General features: G+C 67.6%; 18 protein-coding genes. 12 read left to right on the top strand and 6 right to left on the bottom strand.

What is annotated here, in order from left to right; translation table 11 throughout:
* Positions 1 to 49 precede the first annotated feature (49 nt).
* Entirely contained in the window at positions 50 to 391 is a 342-nt protein-coding gene (locus ACP7AU_RS11345; protein WP_426038669.1) for a GIY-YIG nuclease family protein, read from the top strand.
* A 245-nt stretch (positions 392 to 636) separates the two neighbouring features.
* Here the strand turns inward: ACP7AU_RS11345 and ACP7AU_RS11340 are convergent, their stop codons facing one another.
* Positions 637 to 867, bottom strand: a complete 231-nt coding sequence (locus ACP7AU_RS11340) for a hypothetical protein (RefSeq protein ID WP_426038670.1) — start codon at positions 865 to 867, stop codon at positions 637 to 639.
* Between the two features lie 259 nt (positions 868 to 1,126).
* Here ACP7AU_RS11340 and ACP7AU_RS11335 point away from each other — a divergent pair, with 259 nt between their 5' ends.
* Both ACP7AU_RS11335 and ACP7AU_RS11330 read left to right on the top strand, forming a co-directional pair.
* On the top strand, positions 1,127 to 1,555 hold the full coding sequence (locus tag ACP7AU_RS11335) for a DUF2141 domain-containing protein (RefSeq protein WP_426038671.1): 429 nt from the start codon (positions 1,127 to 1,129) through the stop codon (positions 1,553 to 1,555).
* A 12-nt stretch (positions 1,556 to 1,567) separates the two neighbouring features.
* Positions 1,568 to 3,034: a carotenoid oxygenase family protein gene (locus ACP7AU_RS11330; RefSeq protein ID WP_426051467.1), complete on the top strand. Its 1,467-nt coding sequence runs from the start codon at positions 1,568 to 1,570 to the stop codon at positions 3,032 to 3,034.
* 37 nt (positions 3,035 to 3,071) lie between these two features.
* Here the strand turns inward: ACP7AU_RS11330 and ACP7AU_RS11325 are convergent, their stop codons facing one another.
* Positions 3,072 to 3,851, bottom strand: coding sequence for a LytTR family DNA-binding domain-containing protein (locus tag ACP7AU_RS11325; protein ID WP_426038673.1), 780 nt, complete (start codon positions 3,849 to 3,851; stop codon positions 3,072 to 3,074).
* A gap of 66 nt (positions 3,852 to 3,917) precedes the next feature.
* On the opposite strand from ACP7AU_RS11325, the gene ACP7AU_RS11320 reads away from it, so the two are divergent.
* Complete coding sequence (locus tag ACP7AU_RS11320) at positions 3,918 to 4,343, top strand: DUF2141 domain-containing protein (RefSeq protein ID WP_426038674.1); 426 nt, start codon at positions 3,918 to 3,920, stop codon at positions 4,341 to 4,343.
* A gap of 40 nt (positions 4,344 to 4,383) precedes the next feature.
* Here the strand turns inward: ACP7AU_RS11320 and ACP7AU_RS11315 are convergent, their stop codons facing one another.
* Positions 4,384 to 5,100 (bottom strand): TetR/AcrR family transcriptional regulator, encoded by a 717-nt coding sequence (locus tag ACP7AU_RS11315; protein ID WP_426038675.1) that lies wholly within the window; start codon positions 5,098 to 5,100, stop codon positions 4,384 to 4,386.
* A gap of 180 nt (positions 5,101 to 5,280) precedes the next feature.
* Between ACP7AU_RS11315 and ACP7AU_RS11310 the strand changes: the two genes are divergently transcribed.
* From ACP7AU_RS11310 to odhB, 6 genes are all read left to right on the top strand, one after another.
* A complete protein-coding gene (locus ACP7AU_RS11310; RefSeq protein ID WP_426038676.1) occupies positions 5,281 to 7,488 on the top strand; it encodes a TonB-dependent receptor in 2,208 nt (735 codons plus the stop codon).
* A gap of 117 nt (positions 7,489 to 7,605) precedes the next feature.
* On the top strand, positions 7,606 to 9,114 hold the full coding sequence (locus ACP7AU_RS11305) for a spinster family MFS transporter (protein ID WP_426038677.1): 1,509 nt from the start codon (positions 7,606 to 7,608) through the stop codon (positions 9,112 to 9,114).
* A 249-nt stretch (positions 9,115 to 9,363) separates the two neighbouring features.
* Positions 9,364 to 10,554 carry an ADP-forming succinate--CoA ligase subunit beta gene (sucC, locus tag ACP7AU_RS11300; RefSeq protein ID WP_426038678.1) on the top strand — a complete coding sequence of 397 codons (1,191 nt, stop codon included), beginning with the start codon at positions 9,364 to 9,366 and terminating at the stop codon, positions 10,552 to 10,554.
* A 53-nt stretch (positions 10,555 to 10,607) separates the two neighbouring features.
* Positions 10,608 to 11,510: a succinate--CoA ligase subunit alpha gene (sucD, locus tag ACP7AU_RS11295; protein ID WP_426038679.1), complete on the top strand. Its 903-nt coding sequence runs from the start codon at positions 10,608 to 10,610 to the stop codon at positions 11,508 to 11,510.
* Between the two features lie 356 nt (positions 11,511 to 11,866).
* Positions 11,867 to 14,878, top strand: a complete 3,012-nt coding sequence (locus tag ACP7AU_RS11290) for a 2-oxoglutarate dehydrogenase E1 component (protein ID WP_426051466.1) — start codon at positions 11,867 to 11,869, stop codon at positions 14,876 to 14,878.
* A 78-nt stretch (positions 14,879 to 14,956) separates the two neighbouring features.
* On the top strand, positions 14,957 to 16,513 hold the full coding sequence (gene odhB / locus ACP7AU_RS11285) for a 2-oxoglutarate dehydrogenase complex dihydrolipoyllysine-residue succinyltransferase (RefSeq protein WP_426051465.1): 1,557 nt from the start codon (positions 14,957 to 14,959) through the stop codon (positions 16,511 to 16,513).
* A 63-nt stretch (positions 16,514 to 16,576) separates the two neighbouring features.
* Here the strand turns inward: odhB and ACP7AU_RS11280 are convergent, their stop codons facing one another.
* Positions 16,577 to 17,755, bottom strand: coding sequence for a CaiB/BaiF CoA transferase family protein (locus ACP7AU_RS11280; protein WP_426038682.1), 1,179 nt, complete (start codon positions 17,753 to 17,755; stop codon positions 16,577 to 16,579).
* 2 nt (positions 17,756 to 17,757) lie between these two features.
* Positions 17,758 to 18,024, bottom strand: coding sequence for a DUF6356 family protein (locus ACP7AU_RS11275; protein WP_426038683.1), 267 nt, complete (start codon positions 18,022 to 18,024; stop codon positions 17,758 to 17,760).
* A gap of 141 nt (positions 18,025 to 18,165) precedes the next feature.
* Between ACP7AU_RS11275 and ACP7AU_RS11270 the strand changes: the two genes are divergently transcribed.
* Complete coding sequence (locus ACP7AU_RS11270; protein WP_426051464.1) at positions 18,166 to 19,356, top strand: acyl-CoA dehydrogenase; 1,191 nt, start codon at positions 18,166 to 18,168, stop codon at positions 19,354 to 19,356.
* 175 nt (positions 19,357 to 19,531) lie between these two features.
* Here ACP7AU_RS11270 and ACP7AU_RS11265 read toward each other — a convergent pair whose 3' ends face one another.
* A complete protein-coding gene (locus ACP7AU_RS11265) occupies positions 19,532 to 19,990 on the bottom strand; it encodes a nuclear transport factor 2 family protein (RefSeq protein ID WP_426051463.1) in 459 nt (152 codons plus the stop codon).
* Positions 19,991 to 20,186: 196 nt separating this feature from the next.
* Here ACP7AU_RS11265 and ACP7AU_RS11260 point away from each other — a divergent pair, with 196 nt between their 5' ends.
* Positions 20,187 to 20,999: a response regulator transcription factor gene (locus ACP7AU_RS11260; protein ID WP_426051462.1), complete on the top strand. Its 813-nt coding sequence runs from the start codon at positions 20,187 to 20,189 to the stop codon at positions 20,997 to 20,999.
* The last annotated feature ends 44 nt before the right edge of the window (positions 21,000 to 21,043 follow it).

Genomic DNA, 21,043 nt, shown 5'->3' with positions numbered 1-21,043 from the left:
AGCGGGGGCAGAGGATGACGAAAGGAAGGGGTGCGCATAGGTTGTGCGAATGGGGACCCATCGCACCTTTATCGCGACCTACATCATGGCCAGCGGACGGAACGGCTGGGTCTATGTCGGGATGTCGTCGAACCTCCACGCGCGGGTGTGGAAGCACAAGAACGGGACCTACGATGGCTACACGGCCGAGCACGGCTGCGACCAACTGGTCTGGTACGAACAGCACCAGTGGGTGACCGAGGCGATCCGGCGCGAGAAGCGGCTGAAGAAATGGCTGCGCGACTGGAAACTGAAACTGATCGAGACGGCGAACCCGAACTGGCTGGACCTCGCGGCCGACTGGTATCCGGTGAACGATCCGAACTGGGTCCCGCCGACGGAAGACGACTGATACCCATCAACGGACGCTCGGACTCCGCCCGTGATTTCAACGGCCGGCCCTGACGAGGGGCTTTTTACGCGACGCCCCTCGCAGCGGGTTTATCCTGCACAAGGTTCCGAACCCGGCCGAACGCTTCGGACGGTGTTTTGCCGTCCGGCCAGACTCCATGGACGCTCCACACTCCCTTTGCGGAGTCTGGCTCACCCACACCCCGCCTCACCGACGACGGCAGTGACGACGCCGGCGAAGACGCCCTAGTTCCGGGTCAACCGGCTGGCCCCGCCCCGGATTTCGCAGGCGTAGTCGGTCTGGGGCCGGCCCGTCTGGGCGCCCGAGATGGGGCTGAGGATACCGCCCCGCTCGCGGCAGTCGGCGGTCAGCTGGTCCAGCTCCTGTCCATAGGTCGGACGGGAGCTCGAGGTCATGGCGCAGGCGCTCAGGGAGGCGGCCAGCAGCAGTGATGAAAGGAGGATACGCGCGGTCATCGGCAAGTCTCCGGTGGAGGATCAGCCCCGGACCGCATAGTGCGCCCGAACGGCTCCGCTGGCCACCGGTCCATTGACGCAGGGAGGCGCGCAGAGGTGTTCGTTCGCGCTTCGCCAGCGGTCACAGGCCGCCGTTCACGAAGCCGGACCGTCCGTCGCCGCAAGTCCGCTGGCGGCCGGGGCGGAGCGGGGCGATCGTCGGGGCATCGAGATCCCCACGAGGCCTCACCTGACGCCTCTCCTCACAAGGACCGCCAAGATGATCCGCACCGCCGCCTTCGCCCCCTTCCTGCTCGCCACGACCCTCCTGACCGCCGCCCCCGCCCTGGCTTCCGACCCGGCCAGCCTCGCCCTGACCTTCGACACCGGAGCGAACACCGGGGCCGTGATGGTCGCCCTCTATGACGAGACCAGCTACGCCGGGGGACAGCCAGTCCGCGCCGCCCGCATCGACGTCGCCGGCGGCGAGCACAGCGTCACCTTCGAAGGTCTCCCGGCCGGCGACTACGGGGTGAAAGCCTTCCACGACCTGAACGGCAACGGCCAGATGGACACCAACCCCTTCGGCATGCCGGTCGAGCCCTACGCCTTCTCGAACAACGCGGTCGGCAACATGGGCCCCGCCAGCTGGGATCGCGCGAAGTTCAGCGTCTCGGGCGCCGCCAGCCAGACCATTTCGATCCGCTAGGGAACAGCCGACATGACTCCCTCCCGCCGTCATTTCCTGATGGGCGCCGCGGCCCTGTCCGCGCCCGTCGCCACCCCCGAGAGGGTCCGTGCCGCGATCGCCCAGGAGGTCGCCGCTCCCTGGGCCCTGGCCACCGCCGATCTCGAAGGCGACATCGCGCCGCGCCCCATGCGACTGGTCCACGGCCGGGCGCCGGCGGGGCTGGATGGGACCCTGTTCCGCAACGGTCCGGGCAAGTTCCGCCGGCCCGGCGGCAGCGCCACCCACTGGTTCGACGGGGACGGGCTGATGCGATCGTTTACGGTGAACGACGGCGCGGTGACCCTGGCGGCCCGCTTCGCCGACACGCCCAAGCGCCGCACGGAGACCGAACTCGACGCCGTCGTCACTCCCGGCTTCGGCACGGCCGGCGACGCCCGCGCCCGGGTCGGCTCGGCCGACGATGCCAGCGCGGCCAACACCGCCGTCATGGTCACGGGCGACAAGGTCTGGGCCCTGTGGGAAGGCGGTTCGCCGCTGGAGATGGACGCCGCGACCCTCGCGACGGAACAGTTCGTCACCCTGCGCGACGACCTGAAGGGCATGCCGTTCCAGGCCCACCCCCGCTTCGCCCCCGACGGCACAGTGTGGAACGTCGGCATGAGCGGCGACCAGGCCATTGTCTGGCATCTGAACCGCGACGGCTCGCTGATCGACGCCGGGGTCCTGAGGCTGCCGCGCGCCAGCTATCTGCACGACTTCACCGCGACGGAGCGGCATCTGATCTTCGTGCTCCAGCCCTGGGTCTTCGATCACCGCGGCATGCCCTATGCGACCCAGTTCGCCTGGAAACCCGAGCTGGGGACCCAGGTGCTGGTCGTCGACAAGGCCGACCTGACCTCGACCCGGATCTTTGAACTGCCGACCTTCAGCTTCTTCCACCTCGGCGACGGCTGGGAAGAGGCCGACGGCACGATCCGCTTCGACGTCGCGGCCGGCAGGGATGTGGCCTTCGCCATCGCCGGGGCTCGGGTTCTGGTCGAACAGCGCGGCACGGTCCCCGGCGAACATGCCGTGCTGAAACTGGTCACCCTGCACACCAACGGCCGCGCCGAACTGGCCTCCAGCGGCGTTACGGCCGAGTTTCCCAAGGCCGATCCGCGTCGCGCCGGCCTCGCCCGTCGCCTGACCGCCCACGTCGCCGGTGAACGCCCGGACCGGCCGCTCCCGACCGGTCTGGCCACATGGGACTGGGACGCGGGCCGATCCGACCGCTTCCTGTTCGGCGACGACCAGATCATGGAGGAGGCGGTCTTCGTCCCGAAGCCGGGCGCCTCGGCCGAGCGCGACGCCTGGCTGATCGCCCCGTCGATCAACCTGGCCGAGGGCGTCACCGAGTTGCACGCGTTCGACGCCGCCCGGGTGTCCGACGGGCCGGTCGCGACATGGCGGGCCGACGTGGCCCTGCCGGCCGGATTTCACGGGTCGTGGAGGGGGTAGCCGGCGCAAGTCGCGCGACCGCGCGGTCGCCGGGGGATCAGTACCAGCCGGCCTCGCGCAGGGCCCGGGCGTAGCGGCGGCTCACCGGCGCGGTGACGCCGCCTTCGAGGGTCAGGGTCGCGCGACCGTCCCCCCGGGCCACGTCGCGGACCGCGTCCTTCGCCACCCACCAGCTGCGATGGGTCTGGGAGCCTTCGAGGCCTTCCAGCTCCTCCAGGGCGTCCGACAGCCGCATCAGGATCAGGTCCGATCCCCGGTCGGTATGGATGCGGAGATAATGATCCTCCGCCTGCACCGCCCGGATCGCCGCGCCGCGCAATTTGACCGGCAGGCGGTCGGGGAAGCGGGCGGGGGCGGCTCCGACCGGGGCCGCATGGGTCTGGACCGGCTGCGCCCTGGACACGAAGACGTTGATGGCGCTCAGGACGCTGGTAATGGTCAGCACCGGGCCGACCATCAGCGGCAGGGTCGCCAGCGGGTAGACGTCTCCGTCGAACACCAGGCCGGTGACGAACCAGACCAGGACCGAGACCGGGCCGGTGATCGCCCCGGTCAGGGCCGCCACCGCGAGCCACGGCCGCTCGTCCATGTCGATCCAGCGATCGATCAGCAACGAGCAGACCTGCCCCCACATCGCCCCCGCCAGCATCACCGGCATCCAGTAGACGAGCCTCACCCAGAGGGGCGAATTGATGGTGTGGAACGCCCCGGTCAGCGCCAGAACGGCCCCGGCCGCCGCGGCGATGGCCAGGCTCCGCGCCAGTCCGACCATGATGGTGCGCGCCGGTGAGCGAACAGAGGCGACGGTGGCGGTCATGGCTGGACGAACCTCTCCGGCGCGTGTCTCGTGGCTGGGCTATCCCATCCACGAAAAGGCGTTTCGATGAAGTTGGCAATCTTGGCCGGCGTTTTGGCGACGTTTCTCGCCGGTTTGGCGTCGACCGCAACCGCCGCTGACCTGACCCTGGACCTGTCCACGCGAGGCTCTGGCGGGCGGATTGCAGTGGCTGTCTATCGCGACGCCGAGGCTTTCCGGCGTGGCGAGGGACCGGTCGCCAGCCGAATGGTCGACCGCACCGGCGCCGTGACCTCCGTCGTCATCACCGGCCTGCCGCCCGGACGCTATGCGGTGGCGGCCTTCCACGACACGGACGGAAACGGCGACCTGACCCTGTGGCCGATCGGTCTGCCGAGGGAGGCCTATGGCTTCTCCCGCAACGCGCGCGGTCGCTTCGGCCCGCCGAACTTCTCCGCCGCCGCCTTCGACCTCCCGGCGGCCGGAGCCCGGCAGGCGTTCGCGCTGCGCTAGGCTCAGACCGTCAGAGACCGCGTCGCGAGAGCGATAGCCCCTAGGGAGATGGAGGGCACACCGCGCGGAAGCCCGCCGAGGCGAATCGCACCATGTAGTCGCACGCCGTCTCCAGATCGCCCGACCGGCACAGGCCGCTCGACAGCCGGTCCAGCCGCCCCGTCTCGCCCAGCGTCAGGGTCAGGGCGCCCGACAGGTTATGCCAGGCCCAGTACAGGTCGACATCGCGGGCCTGCGGCAGGATCAGCTTGATCAGCTCGATCAACCGCCGGATGGCCGGGTCATAGTATCGGGCCATGGTCTCGCCGCCGAAGGTGGGGTTGGCGTTGGTCTGCGCGACCAGGGCGGAATAGTGTTTCCATCCGGGTCCGCCCTTCAGCGACCACTGGAACGGCGGCTCCAGGAAAGCGCGCAGCAACCCTTCCAGCGTCATCGTCCCGACATTCGCCAGGGCATAGCGGTTGATCGCCTCGACCCGCTCATTGTTCCAGACCTCGGCGCGCCTCAGGAAGACGGCGTCGAAGAGGCCGCGCTTGGCCCCGAAGTAATAGTGGACCAAAGCCGTATCGACCCCGGCCTCACGCGCCACCTCGCGGATCGTGACGCCATAGAATCCATGTTTTGAAAACAGGTCTTCAGCCGCGTCCAGGATGGACTCCCGGGTGTCGCCGCCGACGCCCTCGGCCTTGACCTTTGGCGGGCGGCCGCGACGGGTGGGGGCGACGGGAACCGGGGCCGTGACGTCCAGCTTGCTCATGAAGCCAAGCTAGTCACGAAAACCCCCTTCGGTGCAACGGCGCCACAGACGAGCCTCGACGTGACGCCTGGCAAGCTCTGCCGTTTGACACCGGGGCCAAAGGTCGTCAGTTTCCCGGTAAATCATCGAACGCTGAATAAAAGCGTCTCGGCTGGAAACATCATTGGAAAAGGGTTTCGCATGAACAGAGTCATGAAGAGCGTGCTGCTGGCCGGGGCCGCGTGGAGCGCCGCGTCATCGATGGCGATGGCGCAGGACGCCGCGCCGCAAAACGACCAGACCGCGCTGGACGACGTCGTCGTCACGGCCCGTCGCCGCGACGAACAGCTGAAGGACGTTCCGGTCGCCGTTTCGGCCCTGTCGGCCGAACAGCTTGAGCGCACCGGCGCCGCCGACATCACGGCCCTGCAGCAGCAGACCCCGAACGCCACGGTCCAGATCGCCCGCGGCTCCAACTCGACCCTGATCAGCTTCATCCGCGGCGTCGGCCAGCAGGATCCGCTGTGGGGCTTCGAGCCCGGCGTGGGTCTTTATATCGACGACGTCTATGTCGCCCGCCCACAAGGCGCCGTGCTCGACATCTTCGACGTGAACCGCATCGAGGTCCTGCGCGGTCCGCAAGGCACCCTCTACGGCCGCAACACCATCGGCGGCGCGATCAAATATGTGACCAAGCGTCTCGGCGACGAGTTCGCGTTCATGGGTCGTGGCACCGTCGGCAGCTATAACCAGCGCGACGCCCTGGTGTCGGCCACCATCCCGCTGGGCGAGACCTTTGCCGTCGGCGGCGCCTTCGCCAAATACGACCGTGACGGCTTCGGCACGAACCTGTTCACCGGCGAAGAACAGTATGACAAGGATGTCACCGCCTATCGCGCCAGCGCCGAGTGGACCCCCACCGACCAGTTGTTCGTGCGCTTCGCCTGGGATCGCGTCGAGGACAACTCGGCCCCCCGTCACGGCCACCGCGAAGTGAATTCGACCACTGGCGGCTACACGCCCCCGGCCAACATCTATGACACCAACGCCGGCGTTCAGGGCAACCAGGAAGTCCAGACCCAGGGCACAGCCGTCACGGTCGAATATACTGTCAACGACACCCTGACGCTGAAGTCGATCTCGGCCTGGCGCAGCGGCGACACCGCCACCGTCATCGACTTCGACCAGACGCCCCTGCCGTTCCTGGACGTTCCGGCCGTCTACGCCGACGAACAGTTCACCCAGGAGTTCCAGGCCCTGATGCAGGGTGACAACTGGTCGGGAGTCGCCGGCCTGTTCTACCTGGACGGCAAATCCTCAGGCGTGTTCGACACCATCGCCGGCAACCTCGGCCTCGCGATCGCCGCCGCCGGCTACGTCAACACGGAGTCGTTCTCGGCCTACGCCGACTTCAGCTACGACTTCTCGGATCGCCTGCACGCCTCGCTCGGCGGCCGCTACACCCAGGACAAGAAGGACGCCGGCGTTCAGCGCTTCTTCTACCTCGGCGCCGCCCGCACGCCGCTGACCGGCGGCGCGGCCCGTCCGATCTTCGCGACCCGGACCAACTATACGGCTGACGACACCTTCGAGAAGTTCACGCCCCGCGCCAGCATTTCGTATGATCTGACCGAGGAAATGACCGGCTATGCCTCGATCAGCCAGGGCTTCAAGTCCGGCGGCTGGGACATGCGCGGCGACGCGGCCCTGGTGCCCTCGACCGTCAACGGCTATCAGCCCGAGACCGTCACCACCTATGAGCTCGGCCTGAAGGGCACGGCGTTTGATCGCCGCATGTCGTTCGCCTCGGCGGCCTTCTACTCGGACTTCCAGGACCAGCAGATCACGACCCAGCAGGTGGCGACGCTTCCCGCCGTCGGCATCGCCTCGGTCGTCGACAACGCCGGCGCCTCGACCATCTACGGCTTCGAGTTCGAGGGTCGCGCCTTCATCACCGACAGCATCACGTCCAACGTGTCGGTCGGCTATCTGAAGAATGAGTTCGATCGGTTCATCACCCGGGTGACGGGCGTGCCGGTCGACATCTCCAACCTGCGTGAGCCACAGAACTCACCGGAATGGTCGGCCTTCTGGGGCGTGACCTGGACGGGCGATGTGGCCGGCGGCGAGCTGAACATCACCCCGTCGATCTCCTACCGCTCGGACTACCACCTGTTCGACGCGCCGGATCCGATCCTCGACCAGGCCGCCTACACCCTGGTTGACCTGGCCGCGATCTGGACCGCTCCGAACGGCCACTATCAGGTCGCCCTGACCGGCCGGAACCTGACGGACGAGGAATACAAGGTCGGCGGCTACAACTTCGCCGGCGCCACCTTCAACAACTCGATTTCGGCCTTCTACGGCCCGCCGCGCACCTTCTCTGCGTCGGTCACCGTCCGGTATTGATCGCCGAATGACGAAACTGGGGCGGCGGTTCGACAGAGCCGCCGCCCTTTTTCTTTTGCAGCCTGCGCAGCCACGGCTACGGTTCGCGCAAGGAACGAGAGTCCACAGGAAACCCAGATGACGGATACGGTCGCAGCAGTCCCGGCGAAGCCCGGCTATCGCTACTACGTGCTGGCGGTCCTGATTCTGGTCTACATGCTGAACTTCCTGGACCGGCAGATCATCGGCATCCTGGCCGCCCCGCTGAAGGCCGAGTTCGGCCTGTCGGACAGCCAGTTCGGCCTGCTGGGCGGCATCGCCTTCGCCTCGGTCTATTCGACCCTCGCCATTCCGCTGGCGGCGCTCGCGGACCGGGCCAGCCGGGTATGGATCATGACCGGCGCCCTGGCCGTCTGGTCCAGCTTCACCGCCCTGTGCGGCGTCGCCGGGTCGTTCAGCCAGCTCTTCCTGTTCCGCATGGGCGTCGGCGTCGGCGAGGCGGGCGGCGTGGCCCCGGCCTATTCCCTGATTTCCGACTATTTCCCCCCGAACCAGCGGGCGCGCGCCCTGGCCGGCTTCGCCTTCGGGATTCCGCTCGGCACGGCCGCCGGCACCCTGGTCGGAGGCCTGCTGGCCGCGAGCTACGGCTGGCGCACCGCCTTTATCGCGGTGGGCCTTCTGGGCCTCCTGATCGCCCCCCTGCTGCGCCTGACCGTGAAGGACCCGGTCCGTGGCGGCACGGACGCCGCCCGCCCGCCGCAGACCGTCGCCGAGGCTGCGGCCCCGCCCGTGGTCGTGTCCGACAAGGTCGGCCGCACAGCTTCCCTGATCCTGCTGGGCCTCGGCGCCGGCTGTCTGATCCTGGCCGCGCTCAACCAGTTCGCCGGTGTCGCCGTCGGCAACGCCCTGGTCCTCGCCTTCGGCGGACTGCTGGCCATGGTGATCGGCGTGTCCTTCTGGATCGCCAAGAAGACCGCCTCTATCGTCCTGCCCAAGCGCAGCTTCTGGCTGCTTGCTCTCGGCGCCGCCTCGTCCTCGGTCTGCGGCTACGGCGTCGCGGGCTGGCTGCCGCTCTTCTTCATGCGCAGCTTCGGCCTGACCCTGGCCCAGACCAGTTGGTACTATGCCGGCATCGCCCTGATCGGCGGCATGCTCGGCATCTGGCTGGGCGGTTCCATCGCCGACAAGCTGGCGAAACGCGGCAAGGGCGCCTACCCGCTGACCCCCGCCATCGCCTTCATCATCTCGGCGCCCTGTTTCATCGCGGCGATGAACTCGCCCTGGCTGATCGGCCTCGTCCTGCCTGGCGGCGGGTCGAACGCCCAGCAGCTGATCCTGGCCTTCCTGATCTTCCTGATCCCCACCGGGCTGAACCTGGCCTGGCTGGGCCCGATCACGGCGGCGATCCAGCATATCGCCCCCGCGCCGATGCGATCCACCGCCTCGGCCATCTTCCTGCTGTTCAACAACCTGCTCGGGATCGCGGTCGGCTTCTATTATTTCGGCTGGATGAGCGACCTGCTGGCGCCGCGGTTCGGCGAGGAGAGCCTGCGCTGGGCCATCTACACCGGCATGGGATTCTATCTGATGGCGGCCGTTCTGCTGTTCGGCGCCTCGCGGACCCTGAAGCGCGATTGGGTCGACTAGTTCGCCGGTGATTTCGGCCAGTCATTCCCTGCCAATTCCGGTGAATTCGACCATGCATCGACTGCAGTTTTCGGCGAATTCGGCTACGGCCAACGTCGCCAAAGGAGCGAAAACCGCAGTCTGAAACCGCAGGGACCGCCATCCCACCAGCCGGTCGGGGCCGGTCTCTGTCCGAGACGGTTGCGCCTGCGAAGGCGGCCCGCCTATAAGCGCGGCCAACTTCTCCCCAGCGATCGCGGCGGTCTCCCCATGAACATTCACGAATATCAGGGCAAGCAGGTCCTGAAGGGCTTTGGCGCGCCGGTCGCCGAGGGCGTCGCCATCACCTCGGTCGACGAAGCCGAGGCTGCGGCGCGCTCGCTGCCGGGCCCGTTGTATGTCGTGAAGTCCCAGATCCACGCCGGCGGCCGCGGCAAGGGCAAGTTCAAGGAACTGGGGCCGGACGCCAAGGGCGGCGTGCGCCTGTCGCGCTCGATCGAAGAGGTCGTGGCCAATGCGAAGGAAATGCTCGGCAACACCCTGGTGACCGCCCAGACCGGCGACGCCGGCAAACAGGTCAACCGCCTCTATATCGAGGACGGGGCTGACATCGACCGTGAACTCTACTGCTCGCTCCTGGTCGACCGTGAAGTCGGCCGCGTCGCCTTCGTCGTTTCGACCGAGGGCGGCATGGACATCGAGGCCGTCGCTCACGACACGCCCGAGAAGATCCAGACCATCGCCATCGACCCGGCCACGGGCGTCACCGACGCCGACGTCGCCAGGATCAACGCCGCCTTCAAGCTGGACGGCGCGGCGGCCGAGGACGGCAAGAGCCTGTTCCCGATCCTGTACAAGGCCTTCATCGAGACCGACATGGCGATGCTGGAGGTCAATCCCCTGATCGTCATGACCGACGGCCATCTGCGCGTGCTGGACGCCAAGGTCAGCTTCGACGGCAACGCCCTGTTCCGCCACGACGACATCAAGCTGCTGCGCGACGAGACCGAGGAAGACGCCAAGGAGATCGAGGCGTCCGAGTGGGACCTCGCCTATGTCGCGCTGGACGGCAACATCGGCTGCATGGTCAACGGCGCCGGCCTGGCCATGGCGACGATGGACATCATCAAGCTGTACGGCAAGGAGCCGGCCAACTTCTGCGACGTCGGCGGCGGCGCCGGCAAGGAGAAGGTCGCGGCTGCCTTCAAGATCATCACCGCCGACCCGGCCGTCCAGGGCATTCTGGTCAACATCTTCGGCGGCATCATGAAGTGCGACGTCATCGCCGAGGGCGTGGTCGCAGCCGTGAAGGAAGTGGGCCTGAAGGTGCCGCTGGTCGTCCGTCTGGAAGGCACGAATGCCGAACTGGGCAAGAAGATTCTGAACGAGAGCGGCTTGGCGATCACGGCCGCCGACGACCTCGACGACGCCGCCCAGAAGATCGTCGCGGCGGTCGGCTGAGGCTGACGCCTCGCCACCGACCGTCCCGCTGACCGAATAGCCAGAGCAGACCCATGTCCATCCTCGTCGACAAGAACACCAAGATCATCGTCCAGGGCCTGACCGGCAAGACGGGCGGATTCCACACCGAACAGGCCCTGGCCTATCACGGCACCCAGATGGTCGGCGGCGTGCATCCGACCAAGGGCGGCCAGACCTGGACCGGGTCGCACGGCGAGACTCTGCCGATCTACGCCTCGGTCGCCGAAGCCAAGGAGGCCACGGGCGCCGACGCCTCGGTGATCTACGTCCCTCCGGCGGGCGCAGCGGCCGCCATCATAGAGGCCATCGACGCCGAGATCCCCTTCATCACCTGCATCACCGAGGGCATCCCGGTGCTGGATATGGTCAAGGTCAAGCGTCACCTCGAGGGTTCGAAGTCGCGCCTGCTGGGCCCCAACTGCCCGGGCGTCCTGACCCCGGACGAGTGCAAGATCGGCATCATGCCGGGCTCCATATTCAAGAAGGGATCGGTCGGCATCGTGTCGCGTTCGGGCACCCTGACCTATGAGGCCGTGTTCCAGACGACCAACGAAGGCCTGGGTCAGACGACGGCCGTCGGCATCGGCGGCGACCCGGTCAAGGGCACCGAATTCATCGACGTGCTGGAGCTGTTCCTGGCCGATCCGGAAACCACCTCGATCATCATGATCGGCGAGATCGGCGGCGGCGCCGAGGAAGACGCCGCCCAGTTCCTGATCGACGAGGCGAAGAAGGGCCGGTCCAAGCCGATGGCCGGCTTCATCGCCGGTCGTACCGCACCCAAGGGCCGCACCATGGGCCACGCCGGCGCCGTCGTCTCGGGCGGCAAGGGCGATGCGGAATCCAAGATCGCCGCCATGGAGGCCGCCGGCATCCGCATGTCGGAATCGCCGGCGCGGCTGGGCAAGACGCTGGTGGAAGTGCTCAAGGGTTAATCTTTCTCTCCGTGCACCCTGGCGAAGGCCGGGGCCCAGAACGCGGACCCAGACGGCCTGGATGTCTCGCCGCGCTGGCTGCTTCTGAGGCTCGGCCTTCCATCTGGATCCCGGCCTTCGCCGGTATGCACGGTGAAAGATCAGGCGGGCCGCGCATCGATCGTGCGGCGAAATGACATCAAAGACGTCCCCGGTTCGCGCAGGGGGCGTTTTTCTTTGGGGTTTCAGAGAATTTCTTCGCCCTTAGCCCCGGTTCGGTCATGACCCATAAGGAAACAGCGCCTATATGAACCGCGCCAGCCTCACGCGGATGTGACCGCTCAGAAACCCGAGGCCGAAGCGGGACGACGAATACTATGGCGGACGATGCCGGTCGGCTGAACCAGGTCTTTGCCGAGACCAGCTTCCTCTACGGCTCCAATGCCGCCTTCATCGAAGGGCTTCACGACAAATGGGCGGCCGATCCGTCGAGCGTCTCGGCCGAATGGCGCGGCTTCTTCGACCAGCTTCGCGACACCGCCGCGACCGTGCAGGCCTCCTCGGCCGCCGGAAGCTGGGGCCGGTCGGGGGTCTCCGAGCCGACTGAAGAGACCGGCGTCTTCGACGGCCGTTGGCCCGCGCCGAAGCCCGATCCCAAGGCTAGGCCCGCCGCCGCTGCTCCGGCCGCGCCCGCCGCCGCCTCTCCCGCCCCGTCGGGCGCTTCGGCGGCCGAAGTCCGCGCCGCCGCCCATGATTCGATCCGCGTCCTGATGCTGATCCGCACCTACCGCGTGCGCGGTCACCTGCAGGCGACGCTGGACCCGCTGGGCATCGAGGCGGCGACCAACAATCCCGAGCTGTCGCCGGAGTTCTACGGCTTCACCGAAGCCGACATGGACCGTCCGATCTATCTGGACGGCGTACTGGGTCTGGACACGGGCACCATCCGCGAGGTGATGGCCGTCCTGAAGCGCACCTACTGCGGCAATATCGGCATCCAGTTCATGCATATCGCCGAGCCGGAGGAGAAGTCCTGGCTCCAGCAGCGGTTCGAGGGCCCTGACGCCTTCGAGAAGAACGGCTTCACCAATGAAGGCAAGATCGCCATCCTCAACAAGCTGATCGAGGCCGAGGGCTTCGAACGCTTCCTGCACAAACGCTTCCCCGGCACCAAGCGGTTCGGCCTGGACGGCGCCGAGGCCATGGTCCCGGCCATGGAGCAGATGATCAAGCGCGGCGGCGCCCTCGGGGTCGACGACATGGTCTTCGGCATGGCCCACCGCGGCCGTCTGAACATGCTCGCGGCCGTCATGGGCAAGCCTTACCGGGCCATCTTCCACGAGTTCCAGGGCGGCTCGACCGTGCCGTCGGACATCGAGGGATCGGGCGACGTCAAATACCATATGGGCGCCTCGTCGGACCGCGAGTTCGACGGCAACCACGTCCACCTGTCGCTGACGGCCAATCCGTCGCACCTGGAGATCGTCAACCCGGTCGTTCTGGGAAAGGCGCGCGCCAAACAGGCGTTCGACATCCGCGAGGCCAACAAGGGCCTGCCGGAAAGCCAGTGGGCCCTGGACCGCTCCAAGGTCATGCCGGTCCTGATCCACGGCGACGCGGCCTTCGCCGGTCAGGGCGTGGTCGCCGAATGCTTCGCCCTGATGGGGCTGAAGGGCTACCGCACCGGCGGGACGATGCATTTCGTCATCAACAACCAGATCGGCTTCACGACCTCGCCGCGCAACAGTCGCTCGACGCCCTATCCGTCGGACGTCGCCCTTATGGTCCAGGCGCCCATCTTCCACGTCAACGGCGACGATCCCGAAGCGGTCGTCTTCGCCGCCAAGGTAGCTACGGAATACCGCCAGAAATTCAAGAAGGACGTGGTGGTGGACATGTTCTGCTACCGCCGCTTCGGCCACAACGAAGGCGACGACCCGACCTTCACCCAGCCGATCATGTACGCGAAGATCCGGTCGCTCCCGTCGACGCGCGAGATCTATTCCAGGCGGCTGGTCGAGGAGGGCGTGATCACCCAGGCCGAGGTCGACGCCGAGCTGGCGCGGTTCGAGGCCTATCTCGACGCGCAGTTCGAGGCCGGCAAGACCTTCAAGGCCGACAAGGCCGACTGGCTCGACGGCCAGTGGAAGGGCGTGGGCCTGCCCGACGGCGAGGAGCGACGCGGCGAGACCGCCGTGCCGGAAGCGAAGCTCAAGGATCTCGGGCATCGCCTGACGACAGTTCCGAACCAGGTCGACATCCACAAGACGCTGAAGCGGGTCATCGAGGCGCGCCGCGAGATGATCGACACGGGTCAGAACATCGACTGGGCCACCGCCGAGAGCCTGGCCTTCGGCTCGCTGGTGTCGGAAGGCTTCCCTGTCCGCCTGTCGGGTCAGGACTCGATGCGCGGCACCTTCTCCCAGCGCCACTCGGGCATCGTCGATCAGACGACCGAGGAGCGTTACGTCCCGCTGAACAACCTCGGCGGCGACCAGGCCCATTTCGAGGTCATCGACTCGGCCCTGTCGGAAGAGGCTGTGCTTGGCTTCGAGTACGGCTACGCGCTGAGCGACCCCAACACGATGGTGATGTGGGAGGCCCAGTTCGGCGACTTCGTAAACGGCGCCCAGGTCGTGATCGACCAGTTCATCTCCTCGGGCGAACGCAAATGGCTGCGCATGTGCGGCCTGACCATGCTGCTGCCCCACGGCTATGAGGGCCAGGGTCCGGAGCATTCCTCGGCCCGCCTCGAGCGGTTCCTGCAGCAGTGCGCCGAGGATAATATGCAGGTCGCCAACTGCACCACCCCGGCCAACTATTTCCACATCCTGCGTCGCCAGATGCACCGGCCGTTCCGCAAGCCGTTGATCATCATGACGCCCAAGAGCCTGCTGCGTCACAAGAAGGCGGTCTCGACCCTGAAGGACATGGCCGAGGGCTCGTCCTTCCACCGCGTCCTGCACGACGACGCCCAGACGCGGCCGGACGTCTCGGGCATCACCATCAAGGGCGACAAGGATATCCGCCGGGTGATCCTGTGCTCCGGCAAGGTCTATTACGACCTGCTGGACGCGCGCGAGAAGAAGGGCGTCAACGACGTCTACATCCTGCGCCTGGAACAGTTCTATCCGTGGCCGATCAAGTCGGTTTCGGCCGAGCTGGCCCGCTTCCCCAACGCCGAACTGGTCTGGTGCCAGGAAGAGCCCAAGAATATGGGCGGCTGGACCTTCGTCGATCCGTGGCTGGAACTGACGCTGGAAAAGATGAGCCTGAAGTCCAAACGCGCCCGCTACGTCGGTCGCCCGGCGTCGGCCTCGACCGCCGCCGGCCTGATGAGCCGACATCTGCAGGAACTCGAAAAATTCACCTCCGAGGCCCTCGCCTGATTATGCGGCGTCAGGCGGTCTCCCGCCCGACGCCGTTCTCCCCTACCTTGCTGACACGTTGAACGACCGGAACCGACCATGGCCGACATCCTGACCCCCGCCCTCGGCGAATCCGTCTCCGAGGCGACCATCGCCAAGTGGAGCAAGAAGGTCGGCGATCCGGTCCGGAAGGACGAGGTCCTGGTCGAGCTGGAAACCGACAAGGTCTCGCTGGAAGTCGTCTCGCCCTCCGACGGCACGCTCGGCGACATCAAGTTCGCCGAGGGCGACACCGTGATGCCGGGCGCGATCCTGGGCTCCGTGACCGAAGGCGCCGCCGCCGCGAAACCGGCCGCCGCAGCACCCGCCGCTCCGGCCAAGGCTGAAGCCGCTCCGGCCGCCGTCGCTCCGGCGCCGGCCGCCGCCGCGTCCGCCTCGGTCGACATCACCATCCCCGTCATGGGCGAGAGCGTCGCCGAGGGCGCGATCGGCAAATGGTCCAGGAAGACCGGCGATGCGGTCAAGAAGGACGAGATCCTGGTCGAGATCGAGACCGACAAGGTCGCGCTCGAAATCGCTTCCCCCGCCGACGGCGTCCTGACCATCTCGGTCGACGAAGGCGCGACGGTCACGCCGGGTCAGGTCATCGGCTCCATCTCGGGCTCGGGCGGGGCTGCTGCCCCGGCTCCGGCCGCCGCCGCTCCGAAGGCCGCCAGCGCCAACGCCGGCTCGGCCCAGGTCTCGAACGACACCCTGTCGCCCGCCGTCCAGCGCGTGGTCGCCGAGAACAACCTCGACCCGAAGGCGATCGCCCCGACCGGTCCGAAGGGCAACATCACCAAGGGCGACGCGCTCGCCGCCGCTGCCTCGCCCGCCCCGGCCGCCGCGGCCCAGGCCTTCACGGCTCCGACCCCGGCGCCCGTCGCCGCCGCCCCGGCCGCCCCGCGCGCCGACCAGCCGCGCGAGGAGCGGGTCAAGATGACCCGTCTGCGCCAGACCATCGCGCGCCGCCTGAAGGAATCGCAGAACACCGCCGCCCAGCTGACCACCTTCAACGAGGTGGACATGACCAACGTCATGGCCCTGCGGAACCAGTACAAGGAGGCCTTCGAGAAGGCCCACGGCGTCAAGCTGGGCTTCATGTCCTTCTTCACCAAGGCCGTCGTCGCGGCCCTGAAGGAGATCCCGGCGGTCAACGCCGAGATCGACGGCACCGACATCATCTACAAGAACCATTATGACATCGGGGTCGCCGTCGGCACCGAGAAGGGCCTGGTCGTTCCGGTCCTGCGCGACGCCGACACGCTGTCGCTGGCCGGTATCGAGAAGGGCATCGGCGCGCTCGGCAAGGACGCCCGCGACGGCAACCTGACGCTGGACCAGCTGCAGGGCGGCACCTTCACCATCACCAACGGCGGCACCTACGGCTCGCTGATGTCGACGCCGATCCTCAACGCGCCCCAGTCGGGCATCCTGGGCATGCACAACATCGTCCAGCGCCCGATGGCGGTGGACGGCCAGGTGGTGATCCGGCCGATGATGTACCTGGCCCTCAGCTACGACCACCGCATCGTCGACGGCAAGCAAGCCGTGACCTTCCTGGTGCGCGTGAAGCAACTGCTGGAAGACCCGGCGCGGGCGTTGCTGGACCTGTAAGCGGTCCACGAGACAGAGACATGGACGGCGGGGTCGGAGACGACCCCGCCGTTTTCGTTTGCGCTACCTGAGCGCGCCCAGAACGTCGTCCGTATCGGCCCCCAATGCCGGCGGGGCGGTATCGTAGCGCACCGGCGTTTCCGAGAGCCTGATCGGTGACGCGACCGTCCGCGTCGGCGCGGACAGGTCGGCCCGCTCCAGCGTGATCTCCAGCCCGCGATGCTTGGCCTGGGGCTCGTCGAAGACCTGGTCGATGGTGTTGACGGGGCCGCAGGGGACGCCCGCCGGCTCCAGTCGCGCCATCAACTCGCCCATGGTCCAGCCGGAGGTGATCGCCGAGAGGGCCGCGACCAGTTCGATCCGGTGCTCGATCCGCCCGGCGTTGCCGGCGTAGCGTTCGTCCGTCGCCAGGCCCTCCAGGTCCAGCAAGCCGCACAGGGTCCGGTACTGACCGTCGTTGCCGACCGCGATCACCACCATGCCGTCGGAACAGGGGAAGGGCTGATAGGGGACGAGGTTGGGGTGGGCGTTGCCCATCCGGGTCGGGGCGACCCCGGAGACGAAGTAATTGGTCGCCTGATTGGCCAGCATGGCGGCCTGGACGTCGAACAGGGCGATGTCGACATGCTGGCCCTGACCCGTCGCCCGCGCATGCAGCAGGGCGGCGAGGATGGCGTTGGAGGCATAGAGGCCGGTCGCCAGGTCGACGACGGCGACCCCGACCTTCATCGGTTCGGCGCCGGGCGCCCCGTCCGGCTGGCCGGTCACGCTCATCAGACCGCCCATGGCCTGGATCATATAGTCGTAGCCGGCCTGACCCGCGCGCGGACCGGTCTGGCCGAAGCCGGTGATCGAGCAATAGACGAGTTTCGGGTGGGTCGCCCCGAGCGAGGCGTAGTCGAGGCCGTATTTCTTCAACCCGCCGACCTTGAAATTCTCGACCACGACGTCGCAGGTCGCGGCCAGATTGCGGATTGTTTCGGCGCCTTCGGGCGAGGCGATATCGAGCTCGACGGACTTCTTGCCCCGGTTGGCGCACAGGAAATAGGCGCTGTCGCCGCGTGAGCCGTCGGTCTTCGTGGTGAAGGGCGGGCCCCAGGCGCGGGTGTCGTCGCCGACCCCGGGGCGTTCGATCTTGATCACCTCGGCGCCGAGATCGGCCAGGGTCTGGGTCGCCCACGGTCCCGCCAGAACGCGCGACAGGTCGAGGACACGTACGCCCGCCAAGGCTTGAGGCGCCATTGCTAGAGCCCGGGATCGAAGGCGCCGGCGTCCCGCATCCGGGTCTCGCGGGCAACCTCGGCGCGATAGCCCAGTTCGTCGGCCATCCGCTTGATGTCCGCCGACACCGTCGTCTTGTGCAGGCCGGGAACCACGGCGTGGATGAAGGCGCAACCGGACAGCTTCGCGAGCCGCATGCCCATGCGCGTGGCCACGCCCGCGTGGTGCACATAGGTTTCCTCGACCTCGCGCGGGTGGTCGACGAACAGGGATTTCAAGGCGCGGATCATCCAGACAGCCTAGCTTGAGACGAGCCTCGTCTCTACCCGTCACGCGCATTCTGGCCTAAACCGGCGCTCGAACCAGGGCCGGCGCGTCACGCGCGCGTGAGAAGCCCCAAAAGACGCAACCAGCGATCAGAGGACGATCCCATGGCCGACGGCGCCGCACCCGTGACCCAGACCTTCAAGTGGGACGATCCGTTCGACATGGAGAGCCGGCTGACGGAGGACGACCGCGCCATCCGCGACGCGGCCCGCAGCTATGCCCGCGAACGCCTGTTGCCCCGCGTCGTGGCTGCCTTCAGGGACGAGGTCTTCGACCGCGCCATCATGACCGAGATGGGCGAGATGGGCTTCCTCGGCGCCATGCTGCCCGAACAGTATGGCGGCTCCGGCGTCAGCCACGTCGCCTATGGATTGATCGCGCGCGAGATCGAGGCGGTCGACAGCGGCTATCGCAGCGCCATGTCGGTGCAGTCGTCCCTAGCCATGTACCCCATCTACGCCTTCGGCAATGAGGAGCAGAAGATGCGCTTCCTGCCCCGGATGGCGGCGGGCGAACTGGTCGGCTGTTTCGGCCTGACCGAGGCCGACGGCGGGTCGGACCCGGCCTCGATGAAGACCAATGCCGTGGCCGTGGACGGCGGCTACACGCTGAACGGCGGCAAATACTGGATCACCAACTCGCCGATCGCCGACCTCGCCATCGTCTGGGCCAAGCTCGACGGCGTCATCCGGGGCTTCATCGTCGAGCGCGGCATGGAGGGGTTCACCACCGGCAAGATCGGCGACAAGCTATCCCTGCGCGCCTCGATCACCGGCGACATCGGGCTCAACGACGTCTTCGTGCCCGAGGCCAATCTGCTGCCGGGCGTGAAGGGTCTGCGCGGTCCGTTCTCCTGTCTGAACAAGGCGCGCTACGGCATCAGCTGGGGGGCGATGGGCGCGGCCGAGTTCTGTTTCCATGCGACGCGCGACTATGTCGGCGAGCGGATGCTGTTCGGGCGCCCGCTGTCGTCGCGCCAGCTGGTGCAGAAGAAGCTGGCCGACATGCAGACCGAGATCTTCCTCGGCCTCGAAGGCGCCTATGCCCTGGGCCGTCTGCTCGACACCGGCGCCTGGGTGCCCGAGGCCATCAGCCTGATGAAGCGCAACAACTGCGGCAAGGCTCTGGCCATCGCCCGCGAGGCCCGCGACATGCACGGCGGGGCGGGGATCACCGGCGAACTGCATGTGATGCGCCACGCGATGAACCTCGAGACGGTCAATACCTATGAGGGCGCGCACGACGTGCATGCGCTGATCCTGGGGCGGGCGATCACGGGCGAGAGCGCGTTTTAGGCTACAAGAATCCACGCGAGATCTATGGCCGCAGAGGCGATCAGAATCGCCGGCCACGCCGTTCGCAGATCCCAGCCGGCGAAGTAGCCGATTGTGAACATGCCTGCGGCGAAGATCAGCCAGCGTATCAGGAGCGGCTTCCAATATCGTCGAAGATATTTGGCGCAGGTCATCGCTACCCTTGGCACCCCGTCGTGCGCTGGTTCCAGGTGAGGCCGGCAATGAGCCAGACGCCGTCCTTGCGGATCAGGTCGAAATGGTCCGAGCCGCAGTGGCTGATCGCGCCGTCGATCTTGAACAGGTAGCGGCCCCAGACCACGGCGACATCGCCGTCGATGACGATGATCGGGTCGGGCATGACCTCCTCGAGAGCCGGCCCGCCGGGCTGGAGACCGCCAGCAAACTCCGCGCCGCTCATCCGGCGGATGATCTGGGTTCCGTCCGGCCGTGCGACCACGGCGGTCAGCCGCGCCTCTGGGTCCAGGTGCGGCGTGACCAGGGCGCCGTCGCGGGCGGCCAGGGCGGCGAAGACGGCGTTGACCGGGACCATGACGGCGGCGGCCTCGGCCGAGGCCGGGTCGGCGGGCATGGTGGTCTGGATCGCGAGGGCGGCGGCGAGGGCGAGCAGGGTCATGGCGATCTTCCCGTCCGGCGCCCGGGCGCGCCGACGGGGACGCTATCATGCCGCCCGTGGCCGACAAGCCGCGTCTCGTCAGGAAGGATCAGCGGCGCGGGCGGGCCGAAAGCTCCAGGATCACAGGGCCGGGCCGGTTTGTTCTGGCGACCGCGCAGACTAAGCTGGCGGGAAGTCGGGTCGGGGGAATAGGCGCATGAGCAGCACGGACATCGAACAGGCCACGGACACCGATCCCTTCGCGGCCCTGGCGGAGGTGTTCGCCGGCCGACGCGCCCTGGTGCTCGAGGACGATCCGGCCCTGGCCGAACATGTCTCCGACCGCCTGCTGCGCGCGGGCTTCGAGGCCGTGGACTGTGTCGATGCGGGCGAGCAGGCGCTGAGCGCGGCTGCGGCCCATGCCTATGACATTCTCATTCTCGACCGGCTGACCAAGGGGCTGGACGGTCTGGAGACGCTGAAGCGGCTGCGCACCTCGTCAGGTCCGTCCTCGGACGCGCCGGCCCTGATGCTGACCGCCCTGACCGGGGAGCGCCAGCGGGTCGAGGGCCTGCTGGGCGGGGCCGACGACTACCTGTCCAAGCCGATCGGCGACGAGGAGCTGCTGGCCCGGATCGCGGCCCAGCTGCGTCGCGTGGCCCGCCGCGCCAAACCGGCCAACGCCGACCTGATCAACGGCCCGTTCCGCCTGTCGCCGGGCGCCCGCACCCTGAAGCTGATGGTCGAGGGGGCCGAGGGGCTGATCGACCTGTCGCCGCTGGAGTTCGCCATCGTCTCGGAGCTGATGACCGCGCGCGGCCAGCCGGTGACCAAGACCATGCTGTGGGACCGGTGCTGGGTCGAATGGACCTTCCTGCCCGACAATTTCGTCAACATCATCGACGCCCGCATCTCGGCCCTGCGTCGCCGGCTGAAGGAACAGGCGCCGGAGCTGGGCGAGGACCTGCATCCCTTGATCGTCTCGGCCCGCAGCCAGAGCCTGATCTTCCGCGATCTCGACGCGGCGTGACCAGCAAAAGTGTCAGCGGTTTTGCGCCCGGGTCACGCCTTGGG

Source organism: Brevundimonas sp. SL161 (assembly GCF_049896985.1).
In the GTDB taxonomy this organism is placed as follows: Bacteria; Pseudomonadota; Alphaproteobacteria; order Caulobacterales; family Caulobacteraceae; genus Brevundimonas.
This window is presented reverse-complemented; position numbering and strand designations above follow the sequence as displayed.